20 protein-coding genes are annotated in these 20,324 nt (G+C 63.5%); 12 read left to right on the top strand and 8 right to left on the bottom strand.

Translation table 11 applies throughout. From position 1 onward, the window contains the following. Window positions 1-52 precede the first annotated feature (52 nt). Window positions 53-586, top strand: a complete 534-nt coding sequence (gene ppa, locus HQR01_RS06700; RefSeq protein ID WP_173213713.1) for an inorganic diphosphatase — start codon at window positions 53-55, stop codon at window positions 584-586. Between the two features lie 3 nt (window positions 587-589). On the opposite strand, the gene HQR01_RS06695 is transcribed toward ppa, so the two are convergent. From HQR01_RS06695 to HQR01_RS06685, 3 genes are all read right to left on the bottom strand, one after another. Then, window positions 590-1,975, bottom strand: coding sequence for a mechanosensitive ion channel family protein (locus HQR01_RS06695; protein WP_173213711.1), 1,386 nt, complete (start codon window positions 1,973-1,975; stop codon window positions 590-592). After that, window positions 1,972-3,318 (bottom strand): TldD/PmbA family protein, encoded by a 1,347-nt coding sequence (locus HQR01_RS06690; protein ID WP_173213710.1) that lies wholly within the window; start codon window positions 3,316-3,318, stop codon window positions 1,972-1,974. The genes HQR01_RS06695 and HQR01_RS06690 overlap by 4 nt, the downstream gene beginning before the upstream one ends. A 78-nt stretch (window positions 3,319-3,396) precedes the next feature. Then, window positions 3,397-3,771: a hypothetical protein gene (locus HQR01_RS06685; RefSeq protein ID WP_173213708.1), complete on the bottom strand. Its 375-nt coding sequence runs from the start codon at window positions 3,769-3,771 to the stop codon at window positions 3,397-3,399. Between the two features lie 194 nt (window positions 3,772-3,965). Here HQR01_RS06685 and lptB point away from each other — a divergent pair, with 194 nt between their 5' ends. From lptB to HQR01_RS06645, 8 genes are all read left to right on the top strand, one after another. Continuing rightward, window positions 3,966-4,751 carry an LPS export ABC transporter ATP-binding protein gene (gene lptB, locus HQR01_RS06680; RefSeq protein ID WP_173213707.1) on the top strand — a complete coding sequence of 262 codons (786 nt, stop codon included), beginning with the start codon at window positions 3,966-3,968 and terminating at the stop codon, window positions 4,749-4,751. Between the two features lie 26 nt (window positions 4,752-4,777). Then, window positions 4,778-6,226 (top strand): RNA polymerase factor sigma-54, encoded by a 1,449-nt coding sequence (gene rpoN, locus HQR01_RS06675; protein ID WP_173213705.1) that lies wholly within the window; start codon window positions 4,778-4,780, stop codon window positions 6,224-6,226. A gap of 34 nt (window positions 6,227-6,260) precedes the next feature. After that, window positions 6,261-6,695: an ester cyclase gene (locus HQR01_RS06670; RefSeq protein WP_173213703.1), complete on the top strand. Its 435-nt coding sequence runs from the start codon at window positions 6,261-6,263 to the stop codon at window positions 6,693-6,695. Window positions 6,696-6,833: 138 nt separating this feature from the next. Continuing rightward, window positions 6,834-7,529: a response regulator transcription factor CtrA gene (ctrA, locus tag HQR01_RS06665; RefSeq protein WP_142787809.1), complete on the top strand. Its 696-nt coding sequence runs from the start codon at window positions 6,834-6,836 to the stop codon at window positions 7,527-7,529. Window positions 7,530-7,681: 152 nt separating this feature from the next. Then, window positions 7,682-8,446, top strand: a complete 765-nt coding sequence (locus tag HQR01_RS06660) for a sulfite exporter TauE/SafE family protein (RefSeq protein ID WP_173213702.1) — start codon at window positions 7,682-7,684, stop codon at window positions 8,444-8,446. A 114-nt stretch (window positions 8,447-8,560) separates the two neighbouring features. After that, a complete protein-coding gene (gene trmB / locus HQR01_RS06655) occupies window positions 8,561-9,262 on the top strand; it encodes a tRNA (guanine(46)-N(7))-methyltransferase TrmB (protein ID WP_173213700.1) in 702 nt (233 codons plus the stop codon). A 53-nt stretch (window positions 9,263-9,315) separates the two neighbouring features. Continuing rightward, window positions 9,316-9,987 carry an SDR family NAD(P)-dependent oxidoreductase gene (locus HQR01_RS06650; RefSeq protein WP_173213698.1) on the top strand — a complete coding sequence of 224 codons (672 nt, stop codon included), beginning with the start codon at window positions 9,316-9,318 and terminating at the stop codon, window positions 9,985-9,987. A 44-nt stretch (window positions 9,988-10,031) separates the two neighbouring features. After that, entirely contained in the window at window positions 10,032-10,745 is a 714-nt protein-coding gene (locus tag HQR01_RS06645) for a DUF3592 domain-containing protein (protein WP_173213697.1), read from the top strand. Window positions 10,746-10,751: 6 nt separating this feature from the next. Here the strand turns inward: HQR01_RS06645 and HQR01_RS06640 are convergent, their stop codons facing one another. Further along, window positions 10,752-13,013 carry an NADP-dependent malic enzyme gene (locus HQR01_RS06640; protein WP_173213695.1) on the bottom strand — a complete coding sequence of 754 codons (2,262 nt, stop codon included), beginning with the start codon at window positions 13,011-13,013 and terminating at the stop codon, window positions 10,752-10,754. 113 nt (window positions 13,014-13,126) lie between these two features. Between HQR01_RS06640 and mutS the strand changes: the two genes are divergently transcribed. Then, on the top strand, window positions 13,127-15,751 hold the full coding sequence (gene mutS, locus HQR01_RS06635; RefSeq protein ID WP_173213693.1) for a DNA mismatch repair protein MutS: 2,625 nt from the start codon (window positions 13,127-13,129) through the stop codon (window positions 15,749-15,751). A 26-nt stretch (window positions 15,752-15,777) separates the two neighbouring features. Continuing rightward, window positions 15,778-16,128, top strand: coding sequence for a hypothetical protein (locus tag HQR01_RS06630; protein ID WP_173213692.1), 351 nt, complete (start codon window positions 15,778-15,780; stop codon window positions 16,126-16,128). Window positions 16,129-16,141: 13 nt separating this feature from the next. Here the strand turns inward: HQR01_RS06630 and HQR01_RS06625 are convergent, their stop codons facing one another. From HQR01_RS06625 to gluQRS, 4 genes are read right to left on the bottom strand one after another with little or no spacing between them, the layout of a single operon-like run. After that, the gene (locus HQR01_RS06625) at window positions 16,142-17,014 is read right to left on the bottom strand and encodes a 3-hydroxyacyl-CoA dehydrogenase NAD-binding domain-containing protein (protein WP_173213690.1); all 873 of its coding nucleotides are present in this window, start codon (window positions 17,012-17,014) and stop codon (window positions 16,142-16,144) included. A gap of 60 nt (window positions 17,015-17,074) precedes the next feature. Next, entirely contained in the window at window positions 17,075-17,653 is a 579-nt protein-coding gene (locus HQR01_RS06620) for a cob(I)yrinic acid a,c-diamide adenosyltransferase (protein ID WP_173213688.1), read from the bottom strand. 16 nt (window positions 17,654-17,669) lie between these two features. Next, on the bottom strand, window positions 17,670-17,900 hold the full coding sequence (locus HQR01_RS06615) for an HIG1 domain-containing protein (protein ID WP_173213686.1): 231 nt from the start codon (window positions 17,898-17,900) through the stop codon (window positions 17,670-17,672). Window positions 17,901-17,909: 9 nt separating this feature from the next. Then, on the bottom strand, window positions 17,910-18,752 hold the full coding sequence (gene gluQRS, locus HQR01_RS06610) for a tRNA glutamyl-Q(34) synthetase GluQRS (protein WP_173213684.1): 843 nt from the start codon (window positions 18,750-18,752) through the stop codon (window positions 17,910-17,912). A 116-nt stretch (window positions 18,753-18,868) separates the two neighbouring features. On the opposite strand from gluQRS, the gene HQR01_RS06605 reads away from it, so the two are divergent. Continuing rightward, a complete protein-coding gene (locus HQR01_RS06605; protein ID WP_173213682.1) occupies window positions 18,869-19,477 on the top strand; it encodes an HNH endonuclease in 609 nt (202 codons plus the stop codon). The last annotated feature ends 847 nt before the right edge of the window (window positions 19,478-20,324 follow it).

Genomic DNA, 20,324 nt, shown 5'->3' with positions numbered 1-20,324 from the left:
GTCGCAAAGTCTTTCTGGGGAGAGGGACGAACACACTCAGCAAGGACGCGTCATGCGCATCGACAAGATCCCCGTGGGCGACAATCCGCCCGAGAGCCTCAACGTCATTATCGAGGTTCCGACCGGCGGCGAACCGGTCAAATATGAATTCGACAAGGAATCGGGCGCGCTGTTCGTCGACCGTATCCTGCACACGCCGATGCGCTATCCGGCGAACTACGGCTTCGTGCCGCACACGCTTTCGCCCGACGGCGATCCGCTCGACGCGCTGGTCATCTCGCGTTCGCCCTTCATCCCCGGCTGCGTGGTGCGTGCGCGCCCGATCGGCGTGCTCAACCTGGAAGACGAGCATGGCGGCGACGAGAAGCTGATCTGCGTCCCCGTGGACACGACCTTCCCCTACTATTCCGACGTCGGCGAGACCAAGGACCTGCCCTCGATCATCTTCCAGCAGATCGAGCACTTCTTCACCCACTACAAGGATCTCGAAGCGGATAAGTGGGTCCGCGTCGGCAAGTGGGGCGAGGCCGCCGAAGCGCGCCAGATCGTCATCGAAGCGATCGAACGCTACCAGGCCAGCAAGTAGAAGCTATTCCACCGGGCGGGTGCGGTCGAGGAGATCTGTCTCCTGCTCCGCGCCGGCCTGCCGGCGTTCTTCCTCTACCATCGCGGCAACCTTGTCCGCAGGACGGATATCCTCCTCTTCACCTGCCGGAAGAGGAGCCTGAACCTTGCGCGGCCGTTGGGCAGAAGCTGAATCGCCGCGTGCGGCCTCGATCGATTCGATCGGCACGCCTGCCGAACGCGGGTCGATACGCAACCGATAAATGGGCTCGGGCAGGCCGAAGCCGGCTTTCTCCAAGGCTTCCTTCACCGCCGGAATCGCCTGACTTTGCGCCTTCCACCAATCGGTCTCCCGTTGGTCGATCCAGCCGAGGAACAGGATCACCACGTTGGAATCCCCCACGCGGCGAATCCGGCCCTCGGGCGGCGGGTCGGAGAGCACGAAATCCAGTCCCGCCAAGGTGTCGCGCCCCAGCTGCCGCGCCGCCAGCGCGTCGTCGTCGACATCGATGCCCAGTTCGAAATCGAAACGCCGCTGCGGGTTGCGCGTGTAATTCAGTATGATCGCGCGAAACACCTGACCATTGGGAATACGCAGGTGATTTCCATCCAGCGTCATCAGGATCGTTGCGCGACTGGTCAGGCGGATTACCCGACCTTCGAACTGGTCGATCTTCACCCAATCGTTGGCCCGGAAGGGCTGTCGTAGCGACAGCATTAGCGACGCAACGTAGTTCTCAATCGTCTCCCGCATGGCAAAACCCAGCGCGATTCCGATTACGCCCGCGCCGCCGAGGACCGCCCCAAGCAGTGCGGTAGCACCGATCATATCCAGCGCGATGACCAGCCCGCCAACAACGAAGATGAACCGGATTGCGCTGGCAATCAGCTCGGCAAGGAAGCTGTTCGTTGCTATCCGATGCCACAGCGCGCCGAAGCCGGCGATTACGTAGCCAACAAGCGCGATGACCGCCCACACGGCGAGGGCCGCAGCAATCAACGGCAGCAGCCGCACAAACCTGTCGAACCGGTCCGCAAGGCTGGCAAAGCCGGCGCCTTCAGGAGACAGGGATACATCGCGTTTGAGCCGGTTTTCAACCGTCACCACTCCCGAAACACGGCCTGCAATCGCCTCTGCACGGGCAATATCGTCCTGCTTCGGCACCGTGCCCAACAGCACGACTACGCCTTCGCTTGCGGTGGCTTCCACGCGTTCGAATGCCGGCAGTTCGGCGAAAATACCGGTAATACGGTCTGCAATGCGTTCGTCCGCGCCCTCATCCCGGGTCGTAGCGATCGGTTGGACGACAGTTGGTACGGACGTGGGCTCGGTCTCGGCCGGCTCAACTATCTGTGTGGGCAAGGGCCCCGTCAGGGCCAGGGCAACAAGCAGGGCGAGCCCCTGCATCATTCTCCCGCAACCGCCATGTTGTCGATGCGCAATGTCGGCACGTCGATCCCGTGTAGCAGCTCGAGATCATTGGCCGGAACCAGCGCGCGGAACATTTCGAGCAGGGTCGAAGCAATGGTGATCTCGGCCACGGGTTCGGCCAGTTCACCCTTGCGGATGCGCAGCCCGGTGGCGCCGCGGCTGTAATCGCCTGTCACAAGGTTTACGCCTTGCCCGAACAGGCCGGTGACATAGAGCCCGTCCTCGATATCTCCGATGAGCTCGGCGACGCTGGCCTGGCCCGGTTCCAACACGACATTGCTAAGCGCAATTCCCGGTGCCCCGCCCCCGCCGCGTCCCGCATGGCCGGTCAGACCCAGCCCGAGTTGCGCAGCCGAGGCGACATTGGTCAGCCATCCGGTCATCCGGCCGCCGTCAACCAGCACCCGGTCCGAACAGGCTAAACCCTCCCCATCGAAGGTGCGCGAGCGCAGCCCGCGGAGGCGCAACGGCTGCTCGACCACGCGGATTGCGCTGTCGAACAATTGGTCCTCTTCATGACCGAGCAGGAAGCTGGCCTTGCGCGCGATCGATGGGCCGCTCATCGCCGAAAGCAGGTGGCCGAGCACGCCCGAACCCACGCGCGGGTCGAGCACCACCGGCATCCGGCCCGATCCGATCGACCCAGGTCCAACCTTGCGAACGGCGCGCTCGCCCGCCTCGCGCCCGATGTCTGCGGGACTTGGCAGGTCGGCGCGATGGCGTGCCGTGCGATAGGCATAGTCGGTCTGCTTGTCCGCCCCTTCGCCCGCGACAACGCTGGCGGAAAGCGTGTGCGACCCGCTGGCATAGCCGCGGGCAAAGCCATGCGAAGTGGCGAGCCCAAACACAGTCCGTGAGTACCCGGCGGTGCCCCCGTTGGAATTCGTCACCCCGGCAACCGCGCGGGCGGCATCTTCGGTTTCCAGCGCCTTCTCACGCAGCTCCTGCGGCGAAGGTTCGCCTGCGTCGAGTAGGTCGAGCTCAGGGGTTTCGCCGGTAAACAGTCGCCCTTCGGGCGCAAGGCCGGAATAGGGATCCTCGGGCGCGAGCCGGGCCATCTCCACGGCGCGTTCGGCCAGGACAGCAAGGCCCTCGGCGCCGAAATCGCTGGTATGGATCGAGGAGGAGCGACGCCCGACGAATACGCGTAGGCCGATTTCCTCGCTCTCCGAGCGCTCGACATCCTCCAACGCTCCAAGCCGGACGCTGACGCTTTCGGAGGTGCTCGCGCGGCACACGGCGTCGGCCGCATCGGCCCCCTTGCTGCGGGCGAGGTCGACCAGCTGGCGGCAACGGTCCAGCGCCTGATCGCTAGCGATCATGATTGGGCAAATTCGACTGCGTTCATCGCAGAGCAGGTAGGGACGGTGCCAGCGGCTGGCAACCGTGCCGGGTGGTTATCAGGCGAAGATCAGCATGAAGAACCCGGTCAACAGCAGCGGCGTGCTGATCGCGAGCAACCACAGTGCAATCTGATCGCGGCGAAAGGCACCGGCCAGCGCCGGATCAACCGCCTGTTCGTCGGTCAGCGCGGTCCAGCGGTGTTCGTACTTGCGGCAGAAGGGGATTATCCCGGCTACCAGCAGGACCAGCAGGACATAGGGTGCGATCGAGTTCATGCCCTGGCGCATCGCATGAACGGTGACGAAGATCTGCAAGGCGGTGTATACTAGGAGTGCCAGCGCGACATTGTCGCTCATCGACCTGCGCCAGTCCCGACCACGGTGCCCGTCGTTTTCCTCGACGACGTCACCCTTGTCGACCGCCTTGTCCATGGACATCTCCCCTGTCCTCTCCACCGGATTCGCATTGTTTCAAATTTGCGCCGCGCTGGCAAGCAGGCGTACTGATCTTGCGTATGCTTGTCCCGATGTGATCCAGGGGCTTTCCATGCAGGAATCCTGCCAATTCGTCTAACAAAGCGCCGCACGGGGTTTTCACCCGCCGCAGTCCTGCCTATGTCGCGGCCATGGCAGACATCGACCAAGCCACCGTCACCGACCCGGTCCACGACGCCGCACCGCCGATTCCGCAAGGCGGTTTGGAGGTGATCTCGATCGCCAAGAGCTATGACAAGCGGGCGATCCTGACCGATATTTCGTTGACCGTCGGCAAGGGCGAAGTCCTCGGCTTGCTGGGGCCCAACGGCGCGGGCAAGACGACCTGCTTCTATTCGATCATGGGTCTGGTCCGGCCCGATGCCGGCCGGATCCTGATGGACGGGCAGGATGTTACCTGCCTGCCGATGTATCGCAGGGCGATCCTCGGCCTCGGATATTTGCCGCAGGAAACCAGCATCTTTCGCGGCCTGACTGTCGAGCAGAACATCAACTGCGTGCTCGAGATGGTCGAACCGGACGACGCGACCCGCGTGGCAGAACTGGAGCGCCTGCTCGATGAATTCGGCCTTGTCCGACTGCGCAGCAGCCCGGCAATGGCACTTTCAGGAGGCGAACGGCGCCGCTGCGAAATTGCCCGCGCGCTGGCGGCCAAGCCGTCGATCATGCTGCTTGACGAGCCCTTCGCCGGGATCGATCCGCTCTCGATCAGCGATATCCGCGACCTGGTGAAGGACCTCAAGACCCGCGGAATCGGTGTGCTGATCACCGATCACAATGTTCGCGAGACACTCGAAATCGTCGATCGCGCCTGCATCATCTACGGCGGCCAGGTGCTTTTTGCCGGGACCCCGCAGGCGCTGGTAGCGGATGAGAACGTGCGGCGGCTCTACCTCGGTGAGAGCTTCACCCTCTGATGCCGAGGGTCGGGGGGAGCTGAATCATGGCGCTGGGTCCGAGGCTAGACCTACGGCAAACCCAATCGCTGGTGATGACGCCGCAGTTGCAGCAGGCGATCAAGCTGCTGGCGCTGTCCAACCTGGAGATCGAGAGCTTCGTTACCGAAGCGCTCGAATCAAACCCCTTGCTGGAGATGGGCGAAGTCCGCCGCGAGGCAGGCGAGGATGCGCCTGGTCCGGCGGGTGAGCATGACAGCGCGCCCGATTTCGACGGGACCGAGGCACTCGATATTTCCGCCAACGCGCTCGACCCCGAAGCGGCCCCAGGCGATGCAGGCGACTGGGGCCGTGCGGGCACTGCTTCCGGCGGTGAGGAGTTTCCCGACCTCGAGAACCGATCGGGTGGCGAACCAACCCTTGCCGAACACCTCGCAGGCCAGGTGGGCGCGGTCGCGGAAGACCCGCGCGAAGCGATTATCGCCCTGCGCATCATCGGCGAACTCGACGAAGCGGGCTATCTCGGGACGGAACTGCTGGTCCTGGCCGAAGAGCTGGGTGCACCGCTGGTCGCGGTCGAACGGGCGCTGGCGATTGTCCAATCGCTCGATCCCACCGGGGTCGGAGCGCGCAGCCTGGCCGAATGCATCGCCCTGCAGGCCAAGGAGGCAGATCGCTACGACCCCTGCATGGCGCGACTGATTGACAACCTCGACCTCGTCGCCGCAGGCGAGATCGCCCGGCTCAAACGGATGTGCGAAGTCGACGACGAGGACTTCGCCGACATGCTGGCCGAACTGCGCAGCTACGATCCCCGGCCGGGGCTGCGCTATGGCGGCTCGAGCGAAGCGGCGGTGGTGCCCGACGTGCTGGTGACCCCCATGGATGGCGGCTGGGACATTCGCTTGAACGAAGCGAGCCTGCCGCGCCTGGTGGTCAACCGCGAATACTATGTCGAACTCAAGGCCGGCGCGCGCGACAAGGCCTCGCAAGCCTGGCTCAACGAGCAGCTCGGAGAAGCCGACTGGCTGATCAAGGCGCTCGACCAGCGCCAGCGCACCATCCTCAAGACCGCCGCTGAAATCGTGAAGCGGCAGGAAGGTTTCTTCCGAGAGGGGGTCACGGCAATGCGGCCATTGACGCTGCGCGAAGTGGCCGAAGCGATCGAAATGCACGAGAGCACGGTCAGCCGGGTGACCAGCAACAAGTACCTGTCCTGTCCGCGCGGGACTTTCGAGCTGAAATACTTCTTCTCCAGTGGGGTCGCCGCTGCCGATGGCGAGGGAGCCAGTTCGGAAGCGATCAAGGCGCGTATTCGCGCCCTGTGCGATGCCGAGGATCCCAAGAAAGTCCTGTCGGACGAGGCATTGGCGGACCTGCTGCGCAACGAGGGCTTCGATCTCGCCCGCCGCACCGTTGCCAAGTATCGCGAGGCAATCGGCATTGGGTCGAGCGCCCAGCGACGACGGCAGAAAAAGCTCGCCTCGCACTTCTGATGCTGCAAAGCTCCCCGCCCTGGGGAGAGAGCCGATGCCAGATCTTGCCGAACGCCGCATCCAGACGGTCCGCGACCATATGCACCGTGAAACGGTGTATGATTGGGACGGGGTGATCGACACCTTTGCCGGACACCCGCGCTACGAGATGGCGACCGGCCAGGTGTTCGACGGCGAAGAAGCCGTTCGCGGCTATTTTGCCGCATCGCGCTCGGTCTTCCCCGACCAGGGGAACGAGATCATCGCCATCGCACACACCGGCAATACCGTGCTGGTCGAGTTCTGGCTGACTGGCACACACCTTGGCGAGATGCGGCTGCCGGATCGCGTCGTGCCGGCTACCGGGCGCAAGCTGCGCATGCGTATGGCGGCCAGTTTCGAATTCGCTGAAGGGAGCGACCGAATCCTTGTCGAACGGCCCTACTATGACCAGGCGGCAGTGGCGCGAAGTATCGGAATTGACTTGTGAGTCCCGACTGCAACACTGAAAAATGTTAACGCACTTTACCTCACGTTAACCTTTTCCGTTCAGATCTTGCGTGGTTAATAGCGGGCAATACCTCTTAGCAGGGGGTTACCGTGAAACCAGGGCTACGGGGGATAACCCATGCGTGTACTGCTGATCGAAGACGAGCCGACAACCGCCAAGGCAATCGAGCTCATGCTTACGACCGAAGGCTTCAATGTCTACTCGACCGACTTGGGCGAGGAAGGCCTCGATCTGGGCAAGCTGTATGACTACGACATCATCCTGCTCGACCTGAACCTGCCCGACATGCACGGGTACGACGTGCTCAAGAAGCTGCGCGTCGCCAAGGTGCAGACCCCGGTACTGATCCTCTCGGGCATTGCCGAGATGGACTCCAAGATTCGTTCGTTCGGCTTCGGTGCCGACGACTATGTGACCAAGCCGTTCCATCGCGAAGAGCTGGTCGCCCGCATTCACGCCGTGGTGCGCCGTTCGAAAGGCCATAGCCAGTCGATCATCCGCACCGGCAAGCTGGCCGTGAACCTCGATGCCAAGACGGTCGAGGTCGACGGGGCACGAGTGCACCTGACCGGCAAGGAATATGCGATGCTCGAGCTGCTGTCGCTGCGCAAGGGCACCACACTGACCAAGGAAATGTTCCTCAACCACCTTTACGGCGGGATGGACGAGCCCGAACTCAAGATCATCGACGTGTTCATCTGCAAGCTGCGCAAGAAGCTCAGCCACGCTTGCGGCGGCGAGAACTACATCGAGACCGTTTGGGGCCGCGGCTATGTGCTCCGCGATCCGAACGAAGAGGCGGAAGCCGCCTGATTCGGTTTCTCTTGGATGGGAATAGCGAGGACGTCCGGGACAGAATTGTCTCGGGCGTTTTGCTATCAGGGTTAAGGTTTTTTCTGCTCTCGGCGAGCCGCTGAAGCGCCTGTATTCACCGCGCTTCAATTGGCGAAGGACGCCCCCGCAAAATGGATCCGTTCGGTTTTGATTTAGGGGCGTTGGTCCCTTTCATCCTGATCGGCTTTGCAGCGCAAATGGTCGATGGCGCGCTGGGCATGGCGTTCGGGGTGATCTCCAACACCTTGCTCGTCGGCCTGCTGGGGATGCCGCCTGCACTCGCGTCACAACGCGTCCATGTGGTGGAATGCTTTACCACGGCGACGTCGGGAATCAGTCACCTGCTGAACGGCAACATCGACCGCAAGCTGTTCTTTCGCCTGCTCATTCCCGGTGTGATCGGAGGCGTGACCGGCGCCTATCTGCTCAGTTCGGTCGATGCTGCCATGATCAAACCATTTGTGCTGCTCTATCTCGCTGGGATCGGCATCTACCTGCTCATCCGCGGACTGCTCTACCCACCCAAGCTCAAGGAAGCGAAGCACGTGGTGCCGCTTGGCCTAGTGGGCGGGTTCCTCGATGCGGCAGGCGGTGGCGGCTGGGGTCCGGTCGTTACCAGCAACCTGCTGATCCAGGGCGCCGAGCCGCGCAAGGTGGTGGGGACGGTGAACTCGGTCGAGTTCTTCCTTACGCTCGCCGTTTCGGCAACCTTCATCTTCCATCTCGGGATTGCTGACCTGGCAGGAGCAACCCTGGGCCTGCTGCTAGGTGGAGTAGTTGCGGCTCCTTTCGGAGCTTTCGCAGCGAAACACTTCAGCCCGAAATTGATGCTGATCCTCGTGGGAATCGTGCTGTCGTTAACCAGCGCCTACGGCATCTGGACCGCCTGGAACTGATCGCCGGAGCTAGGCGAGGACCAGGCTGAGCAAGGCGAAGCCGGTGCCCCATAGAGGGTAGTTGGCCTCGGACTCGGCTTGCCAAACCCGGCCCGCCTTGCCATCGCGCGCGCCATGACCGCACACAAGGAAGGCGATCCCACCACGCTCAACCGGCTCTACGGCCGCAGCCAGGGTAAACCACTGCGCGCAGCGCAGCAGGAACTCGTCGACAAGCTCCTGCCGCAGATCGCGGTCCCAATCGACGGACCTGTGACCTCCGAAGTTCTGTTCGGCTTTGACCGTCCGCTGCATTTCGAGATCGGCTTTGGCGGCGGTGAGCACATGGCCGAGCGAGCCGACATGCTGCCCGACCACGGCTTCATCGGCGCCGAGCCCTTCGTCAACGGTGTGGCCCAGGCACTGACCCATGTGCGCGATCGCAGGTTGGCGAATGTCCGCATCCATCATGGCGACGCACTGGACGTGTTGCGCCGGGTGCCAGATGGCGCGCTGACCATGCTCTACCTGCTGCATCCCGACCCCTGGCCCAAGGCCAAGCATGCCAAGCGGCGGATGATGAACGATGGTCCGGTGCAAATGATCGCGGACAAGCTGAAGCCTGGCGGCGAGTTCCGCTTCGGTACCGACCACCCGGTCTATTTGCGCCACGCGCTGATGGTCATGCGCCGCTTCACCGCCGAGTTCGAATGGCTGGTCGAAGGGCGCAAGAGCTGGGAGAACCGCCCATCCGGCTGGCCCGAAACGCGCTATGAACACAAGGCACGCACAGTATACGGTCACGAAGTATGGTACTTCCGGTTCCGCCGGAAATAACCGAACCGACCAGCCGGACCGGTCTGGGATAAGCGAGATTGCGGGAGAGACACATGGCGGACGGCACAATCTTCATCTTCGGCGCGTCACGCGGGATCGGCCTGGGACTAGTCGGCGAGTTCCTCTCGCGCGGATGGCGGGTAATCGCTAGCGAGCGCACGCACAGCGACGGGCTCCATGCGCTGGCCTGCGACCACCTCTCCATCGTCACCGCCGATGTCACCGATCCGGCAAGCTATGCCGATCTGGGCCTGGCCGACGGCAGTCTCGACGCGGTGCTGATCAATGCCGGTATCTCAGGTGCGGGGCACCAGTCGAGCGACAAGGCAACCGGCGAGGAAGTGGCGCATGTGATGATGACCAATGCCTTCGGCCCGGCGAAGGCCGGACGCACCCTGCTGCCCAAGATCAGGGACGGTGGCACGCTGGGCTTCATGTCATCGATCATGGGTTCGATCGCCGATAGTACGGGCGGATACGAGCTCTATCGCGCCAGCAAGGCCGCGCTCAACATGCTCGCCAAGGGGCTCGCCGAACAGGACGCCAAACCACGCGATATCGAAGTCGTCGCGTTGCACCCCGGCTGGGTCCAGACCGACATGGGTGGGCAGCAGGCCCCGCTGACGGTTGCGCAGAGCGTGGCGGGCCTTGCAAATGTCATTGACGACTGCGGCGGCGGCGGCTTCCGCTATCTCGACTACAACGGGCGGGTGCTGCCTTTCTAGCCGCTCTCCCCTACGCTACACGGTAGGTGCTAGGGGGAGGTGCCATGCCGAGAATGGTGTTCTGGATCGGCCTGATCTTCGGGCTCGTCGGGCTGGCCATCATGATCGGTGGCGGTTTCGCGCTCAATTACAGCCGCTCCTTCAGCCAGAACGGGATCGAAGCCGCCGGGATCGTCGTCGACCTGGACTACAGCCGGGACAGCGACGGCGACGGCAGCTATCGTCCCGTCGTCGAGTACCGCGATGGCGAGGGGCGCACGCGCACCTATCGCTCATCAACCGGCAGCAATCCGCCCAGCTACAATGTCGGAGAGCGGGTCACGATCATCTACCAGCGCGACAACCCGACGCGCGCGGTCATCGACGGTTTCTTCGACCGCTGGTTCCTGCCGACCTTTCTGCTCTGCTTCGGGGGAATCTTCGCGATCGTCGGCTGGGGCCTGTTCTATGCCTACTTCCGCCGCCGCTGGACCGTGGCGAAGCTGCGCACACGCGGTATCCCGACCATGGCAAAGTTCGTCGAATGCTATCGCGACACCACGACATCGATAAATGGGCGCAACCCGTGGAAGGTCGCGGCGCAGGGCATTAACCCGGTCAGCGGCAAAATCGATGCCTTCACCAGCGACCCGCTCTGGGTCGACCTGTCTGAAGCGCTCAAGGACAAGTCGCTACCGGTCATGGTCGATCCCGACGACCCGGCGAAGCACTGGATCGACCTGTCGACCTATGTCGACGAGAGCGAGGACTTCGCCTGAGCCGGCCTAGCCGACGACCCCTGCACTGGCGAGCACGGCGAGCGTCAGCACATCGGGAGCAATCGCGGTCATCGGCGCGATCTGCACCGGTTTCTCCATGCCGATCAGCATCGGCCCGATGGTGGCATTCCCCGCCAGTTCGCGCAGCAGCTTGGCCGACAGGTTGGCCGACTGCAGTCCGGGCATGATCAGCACATTGGCGGGTCCTGACAGGCGGCTGAAGGGATAGAGCTTCATCACTGCCGGATTGAGCGCCGCGTCGGGAGCCATTTCGCCTTCATATTCGAAGCCCGGCTCTTCGGCGTCGAGGATCGCCACCGCGTCGCGGATGTTAGTGAGCCATTGGCCCGAGGGATTGCCGAAAGTCGAATAGGACAGGAAGGCAACGCGCGGCTCATGCCCCATGCGCCGCGCCACCGCCGCGGTTTCCTTAGCGATATGCGCCAGTTGTTCGGCCGTCGGACGTTCGTTGATGGTGGTGTCGGCAAGGAAGGTCGTGTGGTTCTTGCCGATCATCATGTGGATGCCGAACGGCACCGCGCCAGGCTTGGGATCGAGCACCCGGTTCACCTCGCGCGCGGTCTGGGCGAAGGTCCGGGTCAGGCCGGTGATCATCGCATCGCCATGCCCCAGGGCGACCAACAGCGCGGCGAACACGTTGCGTTCCTGGTTGACCATGCGGGCAACGTCGCGCTGGGTATAGCCTTTGCGTTGCAGCCGCTTGTAGAGATAGTCGACCATCTGCGGCACCAGCTTCGAATCCGCAGAGTTCTGGATTTCGAAGCTGCCCGGGTCGCTTACCCCCAGGATATGCATCTTGTCGGCGATCGCCTTGGTCCGGCCGACGAGGATCGGTTGGCCATAGCCGAAATCGCGATACTGAATCGCAGCGCGCAGCACGACTTCCTCTTCCGCCTCGGCGAACACCATCCGCTTCGGGTTGGCCTTGGCCAGGTCATAAACCCCGGTGAGCACCGAGGTCGTCGGATTGAGTCGCGCCTTGAGCGAAGTGCGATAGGCATCGAAATCGGCGATCGGCGCCTTGGCCACCCCCGATTCCATCGCCGCCTTTGCCACCGCGCTGGAGACGACCTCCATCAGGCGCGGGTCAAAGGGCGCCGGGATGATGTAATCAGTGCCGAACTTGTGGTTCTTGCCATAGGCTGCTGCCACTTCCTCTGGCACGTTTTGCCGCGCCAGTTCCGCGATCGCGCGTGCCGCGGCGACCTTCATCTCTTCATTGATGGTGGTCGCCTGGACGTCGAGCGCACCGCGGAAGATAAAGGGGAAGCCGAGGACGTTGTTGACCTGGTTGGGGAAGTCCGAACGGCCGGTGGCGATAATCGCATCGGGACGGACCGCCTTCGCCTCGTCGGGCATAATCTCGGGCACCGGATTGGCCATGGCAAAGATTATCGGCTTGTCGGCCATCTTCGCGACCCATTCGGGCTTGAGCGCCCCTGCGGCGCTAAGGCCCAGGAAGATGTCGGCGCCGACCAGCGCCTCTTCGAGGCTGCGCGCAGCGGTTTCGACGGCATGCGCGCTCTTCCATTGGTCGACACCATCGCGGCCCGGGTAAATCGGGCCCGAACGGTCGCACACGATGACGTTTTCATGCGGTACGCCGACCGACTTGATCAGCGCGGTACAGGCAAGCGCAGCCGCACCAGCGCCATTCACCACGATGCGCACATCCTTGAGCTCGCGCCCGGTAATGTAGCAGGCATTGATCAACCCAGCCGCAGAGATAATCGCGGTGCCGTGCTGGTCGTCATGCATGATCGGAATGTTCATCCGCTCACGCAGGGCCTGCTCGATGATGAAGCATTCGGGGGCGGCGATGTCCTCGAGGTTGATGCCGCCAAAGGTCGGTTCCATCAGCGCGACCGCCTCGATGAACTTATCCGGGTCCTCTGTATCGAGTTCGATATCGATCGCATCGACGTCGGCGAAGCGCTTGAACAGCACCGCCTTGCCTTCCATCACCGGCTTGGACGCGAGCGCCCCGAGATTGCCGAGGCCGAGAATGGCGGTGCCGTTCGAGATCACCGCGACAAGGTTGGAGCGCGCCGTGTAGCGCGCGGCATCGGCGGGATTGGCGGCGATCGCCTCGACAGGCGCAGCGACCCCGGGTGAATAGGCGAGGCTGAGATCGCGCTGGGTTGCCATCGGCTTGGAGGCGATGATCTCGATCTTACCCGGACGAATCGTCTCGTGGTAGAAGAGCGCTTCGCGCGCCTTGAATGCGTTGGTTTCGTCTTCTGACATATCCGCCTCTTGTCGCTTGCCCGCTGCCCTAACGCGGTCGGGCGCGGAGCGGTAGGGGAAACCTGCCATCCAGCGCTTCCCGAATCGGAAAGCCCACCGCTACGGCTGGTAGCATGGCCGATCAGCCCACCCCGATGATGCAGCAGTATCTCGCGCTCAAACGCGAGGCTGGCGATGCGCTGCTGTTCTATCGCATGGGCGATTTCTTCGAGCTGTTCTTCGAAGACGCCAAGATCGCCTCTGGCGTGCTCGACATAGCGCTGACCAGTCGCGGCGAACATGGTGGCGACAAGATACCAATGTGCGGTGTCCCGGTGCATGCGGCGGAAGGCTATCTGGCGCGGCTCATCAAGGCTGGGTGCCGAGTTGCCATCGCCGAGCAGGTAGAGACGCCCGAAGAAGCCAAGGTTCGGGCGAAGCGCGAGGGCCTGCCTTCTTCCAAGGTGCTGGTGGCGCGCGACATCGTCCGCTTCGTCACCGCGGGCACGTTGACCGAAGAGGCCTTGCTCGAACCACGTCGGGCAAATCTGCTGGTGGCGGTCGCTCCTGTACGCGATGGCGTGGGGCTGGCCGCCTGCGATATTTCGACCGGACGGATGGAGCTGGAGGAATGCACACCCGCGGCGCTCGATGCGGCTCTTGCCCGATTGGGCGCAAGCGAGGTGGTTGGACCCGACGACTGGGAATACGCGCCACATGGCGTGATCGCGCGCCCACGAAACGCCTTCCGCAGCGACGACGGCGAAACGCGCCTGAAGACGCTCCACGGCCTTGCCACCCTCGACGGGCTGGGCACTTTCACCCGCCCGATGCTGGCGGCCGCCGCGGGACTCGTCGCCTATCTCGAACACGCTGGCCGCGGAAACCTGCCCTTCCTGCTCCCACCCGTAGCGCGCGGTTCCGGCGCGCACCTGGCGATGGACGCCGCCACCCGTGCAAGCCTCGAGATCCTCGAGGCGCAGGGCGGCGGCCGCGCAGGGAGCCTGATCGCTTGCATGGATCGCTGCGTCACCGGGGCTGGCGCACGGCAATTGGCCGAAGACCTTTCCGCGCCGCTGGCGGATCGCGACGCGATCGAGGCCCGGCTGGCGGCGGTGCACCATTTCCATGCCGATCCGCTGCTGCGCGCGGATCTGCGCGCAGTGCTGCGTCAGGCACCCGATATCGGGCGTGCGCTGGGGCGGCTGGTGGCGGGGCGCGGAAGCCCGCGCGACCTGGGCCAGATCCGCGATGGCCTCAGCGAAGCGCGGCGGGTGCGCGACATGCTTTCCGGAAGCCCCGACCTGCCCGAATTGCTTGCGGAGATGACCGGTGCGCTTGGCGGACATGCGGCACTGGTCGATCACCTGTCCCGCGCGCTGGTGCCCTCACCGCCGACCGAGCGCCAGCAGGGCGGTTTCATCGCAAGCGGCTACGACCATGCGCTCGACGCCTTGCGCGAGACCAGCGGCAACGCTCGTCGTGCGATCGCCGCGCTCGAGGCCAAATACCGCGACGAAACCGGTACCCCCTCGCTCAAGATCAAGCACAACAAGGTGCTCGGCTATTTCATCGAGGTACCCGCCAAGCATGGTGACAAGCTGATGGCGGCGGACAGCGGCTTTACCCATCGCCAGACCATGGCCGGTGCGGTGCGCTTCAACTCGCTCGGCCTGCATGAGGAAGCGAGTCGCATCGCCGAAGCGGGCGGCCATGCGCTTGCTGCGGAAGAAGCGCATTTCGAGGAACTGGTTGGCGAAGTCGTGGCCGCACGCGAGGCAATAGCCGCGACCGCTGCGGCGTTGGCGCGTATCGATGTATCCGCGGCACTGGCTGAACGCGCTGTCGAGGGTGACTGGTGTCGACCCGAAGTATTCGACGAGCCTCGCCTTGAAGTGACTGGTGGCCGCCACCCGGTGGTGGAACAGGCGCTGGCGCGCGCCGGCGAGCGTTTCATTGCGAACGACTGTGCGCTCGGCCCCGACGACCGGCTGTGGCTGATCGGCGGCCCCAACATGGGCGGCAAGTCGACCTTCTTGCGGCAGAACGCGTTGATCCTGCTGCTGGCGCAATCGGGCAGCTATGTCCCCGCGAGTACGGCGCGCATCGGGATGGCCGACCGCCTGTTCAGCCGCGTGGGCGCATCCGACAATCTCGCACGCGGTCGCTCGACCTTCATGGTCGAGATGGTCGAAACTGCCGCGATCCTCAGCCAGGCGACCGAGCGAAGCTTCGTGATCCTCGACGAAGTCGGGCGCGGCACCTCGACCTATGACGGGATGGCACTGGCCTGGGCGGTAGTCGAGGCAGTGCATGAACAGCTGCGCTGCCGCTGCCTCTTCGCAACCCATTACCACGAGCTCAGTCGCCTCGCCGAGAGTTGCGATGCGCTGAGCTTGCACCACGTCCGCGCGCGTGAGTGGAAGGGCGATCTTGTCCTGCTGCACGAACTGGCCGTGGGTGCCGCAGACCGGAGCTATGGCCTCGACGTCGCGCGGCTTGCTGGCGTGCCGCAGCCCGTGTTGAAACGTGCCAAGGCGGTGCTCGACAAGCTCGAAAAGGGCCGCGCGGCGACCGGCGGGATCGCCGCCGGACTGGGCGACCTGCCCTTGTTTGCCGCCGGCGTTCAGGCTGAGGAGCCCCGCCGGGATAGCCTGCGCGAGAGGCTCGATGGTCTTGATATCGACTCGCTGACACCGCGTGAAGCGCTCGACAAACTCTACGAACTCAAGGCCGAGGCAGGTTCAACGAAGCCTTAACTGCAACCGGCTTATGGTCGACAACCATGGAAGACGGTCTGTTTACCAACCAGGGCAAGAAGCTGATGCTGGTCGGGATTTTCCTGTGGGGCGTCGCCATGCTGGTTGGGGGCGAGGACGATCCTGGAGTCATCGCCCAGGTGGGCGAAGATGGAGCCAACGGACTCGTCGCCCAGGACTCCGGGCACAATCAGCAGGCGTCCGCACCACTCCCGCAAGCGGCGCGAGTTCAGTCGCGGCCGCAGCAGGACCCGGCACTGGCCGACTGGTATGCGGAAGCCGGCCCCGTCGAGCCGGTCGAGCCGGAACCGGTCGACGAAAGCCACCTGATCAACGACACCGTGCCCGCAGTCAGCACCGAACCGCTGGTCCAGTAAACCGCTGCACCGGTCAACGGGTCGGGACCGGCACCTCACCCGAGTAATCATAGAACCCGCGGCCGGACTTGCGCCCGAGCCAGCCGGCCTCGACATATTTCACCAGCAGCGGCGCCGGGCGATATTTGGCGTCGCGGGTCGTCTTGTAGAGCACCATGATGATGTCGAGGCAGGTATCGAGCCCAACGAAGTCGGCCAGCTGCAGCGGACCCATCGGGTGGTTGAGACCAAGCCGGCAGCCCTTGTCGATATCCTCGATCCCCGCGGTCGACTGGCCAAGCACGAAGATCGCTTCGTTGATCATCGGCAGCAGGATGCGGTTGACCACGAAACCGGGTTCGTCCTGGCTCAGCACCACTTCCTTGCCCAGGCCTTCGGCAAAGGCGACCGTCCGGTCGGTGGTTTCCTTCGCAGTGGCGAGCCCGGGAATAACCTCGATCAGGCCCATCACGGGCACCGGATTGAAGAAGTGCAGCCCGATAAAGCGCGCCGGATCGGGTGAGTAATTGGCCATGCGGGTGATCGGGATCGAACTGGTGTTCGAAGCCATGATCGCGCCTTGCGACAGGAACTCGCCCGCCTTGTGGAAGATCGCTTTCTTGATCTCTTCCTTCTCGGTCGCGGCCTCGATGATCAGGTCGGCGTCCTTCATCGGCGCGTAGTCGGCAACCGGCTTGATCCGCTTCAGCGTCGCTTCGGCCTCGGCAATCTCCAACTTGCCGCGACCGACGAGCTTGCCCAACGCCTTGTCGATGCCAGCATGCGCCTTCTGCGCCACTTCGAGGCTGACGTCCGCCAAGAGCACATCCATGCCGTGCCCGGCGACGGTCTGGGCGATGCCCGATCCCATCTGCCCTGCACCGATGATGGCGATCGTCTTGGTCATCGAGAAATTCCTTCGCACATGCAGCAAAGCGCGCGGCTTAGCGAGCGAGCGGCGGCGTGGCTAGCGATTAGCGCCGGGAATCCACTTCACGTCATCGGCCCCATCGCGGTTCGCCACTCGCGCGAGTACGAAGAGATAGTCCGACAGGCGGTTGATATAGGCCAGCGCTTGCGGGTTGGTCGGCATGTCCACAGCCATCGCGGTCATCGCCCGCTCGGCCCGGCGCGCCGCCGCACGCGCGACATGCAGTCGGGCCGCCGCTTCACTCCCGCCGGGCAGGACGAAGCTGGTCAGCGGCTGGAGCCGTTCATTGGCCGCGTCGATCGCCTGTTCCAGCCATTCGAGCTGCGCCGCAACGATCCGCAGGACCATTTCTGACGGCGCGAAGTCCCCGCCGTCACTCGCCGGAGTGGCCAGATCGGCACCGAGGTCGAACAGGTCGTTCTGGATCCGCACCAGCGGGGCCACATGCTCGGTCCCGGCCAAGGCAACCACGGCAAGGCCAAGCGCGCTATTCGCCTCGTCCACCGCCCCGATCGCTTCCATCCGCGGCGCGTGCTTGGCCAGCCGCGAACCGTCGACGAGGCCGGTGGTCCCGTCGTCACCGGTACGGGTGTAAATCTTGTTGAGCTTGACCATCGGCGGCCGCGGGCGGTCAGTTGGCGATCGCGAGGATCACCGCGATCACCACGATCGCCAGCGCCTGGAACTTGATGCGGTTGAACATCATGCGGTTCTGGAGGAGCTGCATTTCGGTCGCGTCGACCTGCTCGCCGCTTTCGAGATCGATCTTGGTGCTCTGCAGGAAAGCGACGATGCCGCGCACCAGCGAATAAACGACCAGCGCCATCAGCACGACGAGGACGATGATGAGGAAAGTTGTCATGGCTCCAATCTAGGCGCTCGCCAGCGTAATGCCAGCAGGGAAATCGCCGCGTCGCAGCCGGTCGGCGAGTGCGGGCCCATCCTCGCCCGCTCGGCGCAGTTCCGCGAGGCCATAGCCACGCTCGCCCGAGCGGCGGCTCTTGGCGAGCTTCTTGCCATCTTCGTCCATCAGCAGCCCGTGATGGTACCAGCGCGGGACCGGCAGGCCGAGCAGGGCCTGCAGCAGGCGATGCACGCTGGTGGCAGGAAACAGGTCCTGCCCGCGCGTTACCACCGTGATCCCGTCCACCGCATCGTCCAGCGTTACCGCGAGGTGATAGCTTGCCGGCGCGTCCTTGCGCACGATCACCACATCACCCGCCTCGCGCGGGTCGGCGACGATGCGGCCGGCGATCTCGTCATCCCACCACACCTCGCCGACCTCCGCCAGTGCGCGCTCGACATCGAGCCGCAGGGCCGTCGGGCGCCCCGGATCGGTTGTCTGCCCGCGACAGGTGCCGGGATAGACCAGGCCTTCCGAGCCGAGATGCGGCTCGAGCGCCTCGATCTCCGCCCTGGTGCAGGTGCAGGGATAGAGCAGGCCCCGTTCGAGCAGGTTGCGCGCCGCCGTGTCATAGCTGGCCAACCGGGTGGATTGCGCGGGCACTTCCTCCCACGTCAGGCCAAGCCAGGCGAGGTCTTCGCGAAACGCCTCGGCCAGTTCGGGGCGCGAGCGCGTACCGTCGATATCCTCGATCCGCAGCAGGAAGCGGCCGCCCCATTCCATCGCCCGATCATGCGCGATGACCGCCGAATAGGCATGCCCCAAATGCAGCGGTCCGTTGGGGCTGGGAGCGAAGCGCGTGACGGTCAAACTGGGCAGTCCTGCAGGCGACTCGGAGGATAACTTTGTGGATAGCCTGTCTGTAACAGTCTTGACGCTTCCCCGTGCAAGTGCATTTTCAGCGACATCAGGGAGGAACGCACAAGGTGTTCAAGGCCGAACTGATTGAAAGAGCTGCCCGGTTTCGAAGTACCGAGGAGGACCCGACGCGCAAGCTGCAGTCGTGTCCGTCGCTCGTCCTGAATGCAGATTACACACCGCTTTCCTACTATCCCCTGAGCTTGTGGCCCTGGCAGACCGCGATCAAGGCCATCTTCCTCGACCGGGTCGACGTGATCGCCACCTACGACCGCGAAGTTCACTCGCCCTCCCTCGACATGAAGATCCCCAGCGTGATCGCGCTGAAGCAATATGTGAAGCCCAGCGAATTTCCCGCCTTCACCCGCTTCAACGTGTTCCTGCGCGATCGTTTCAGTTGCCAGTTCTGCGGCGACATGCACAATCTCACCTTCGACCACGTCCTCCCCCGCCGCCTCGGCGGCAAGACCACCTGGGAGAATATCGCCACTGCCTGCGCGCCCTGCAACATGAAGAAGGGCGGGCGCACGCCCAAGCAGGCAGGCATGCATCTCTACGCCCAGCCGATCCGCCCGACGCATTGGCAGCTGCAGCAGCACGGAAAGCAATTTCCGCCCAACTACCTCCACGAAACCTGGCGCGACTGGCTCTACTGGGACATCGAGCTGGAAGAATAAGCCACCGGGATGGAACACCGACCGGGGCGTTTCGAAAAATAACGGCCGTGCATTTTCATCCCTGATAACAGGGTGTTGCACAGAATCACGGACTGCGCGGTGTCGCCTTCCGGGATCGGAGTTCCAAGAGGTGGGAACAAGCATGGCAAAAGACCTGCCATGCAAGTGCCGATGTAGGAAAGCGGGTGCCCCTCACAAGGCTTCTCACCTGGAGCAGCAGCCGCAGGCTTTAGGCCATAGTTGACCTAGGACGCATGACTCGATTGGCTGGAATCGACCCGGTTGCGGACATTGTCCGCTAGAGCGTACCCTTATCTTGGGCTTCGATTGCCGTGTTTAGAATGGTCGCATGGTTCAAGCGAGTAACTGAAGACCTAGCGAAAACATTGTCATGATCTCCGCCGAAGATTTGTAGGCACAGGTCTTCCTCGTTCTCGACAATATCTTATTCGCTCTGGGCATTCGCCCTGTCCGGGGAGTGCTATAGTTGTCATGCGTCTTGCCGGGCGGCGGATATGCTCAAACCACATAAGTTTGGTAGCGATACTTCCCATCTGGAGACTGTTTCACCGGCGGATCTTTACCCCAGAAGCTGCCACCTTGATCGAGTGAGCCCAATGCAATCAGGTGATGGTCATCGGTTAAAGGGCAATAATCGGACGCGACCCCCAGCCAGTAGGTTGGATACTCATGCGTTAGCTGACGCGAAGAGACCAATTCGACTTTCAGAAACCCGTCTCCATCGTACCCATCTCCGGGAAAGGGTGTCTTTGGCACAATGGTGATCTGCTCAACTCGGAAGTCACCTAGGTCGTGTGTGTCGCCTGCTTGCGAAAGGAGGGCTGCA

The organism is Erythrobacter mangrovi, assembly GCF_013260645.1.
GTDB classification, from domain to species: domain Bacteria; phylum Pseudomonadota; class Alphaproteobacteria; order Sphingomonadales; family Sphingomonadaceae; genus Qipengyuania; species Qipengyuania mangrovi.
Note: the sequence above shows the minus strand (reverse complement) of the source record. Positions and strands in the feature narration are given on the sequence as shown.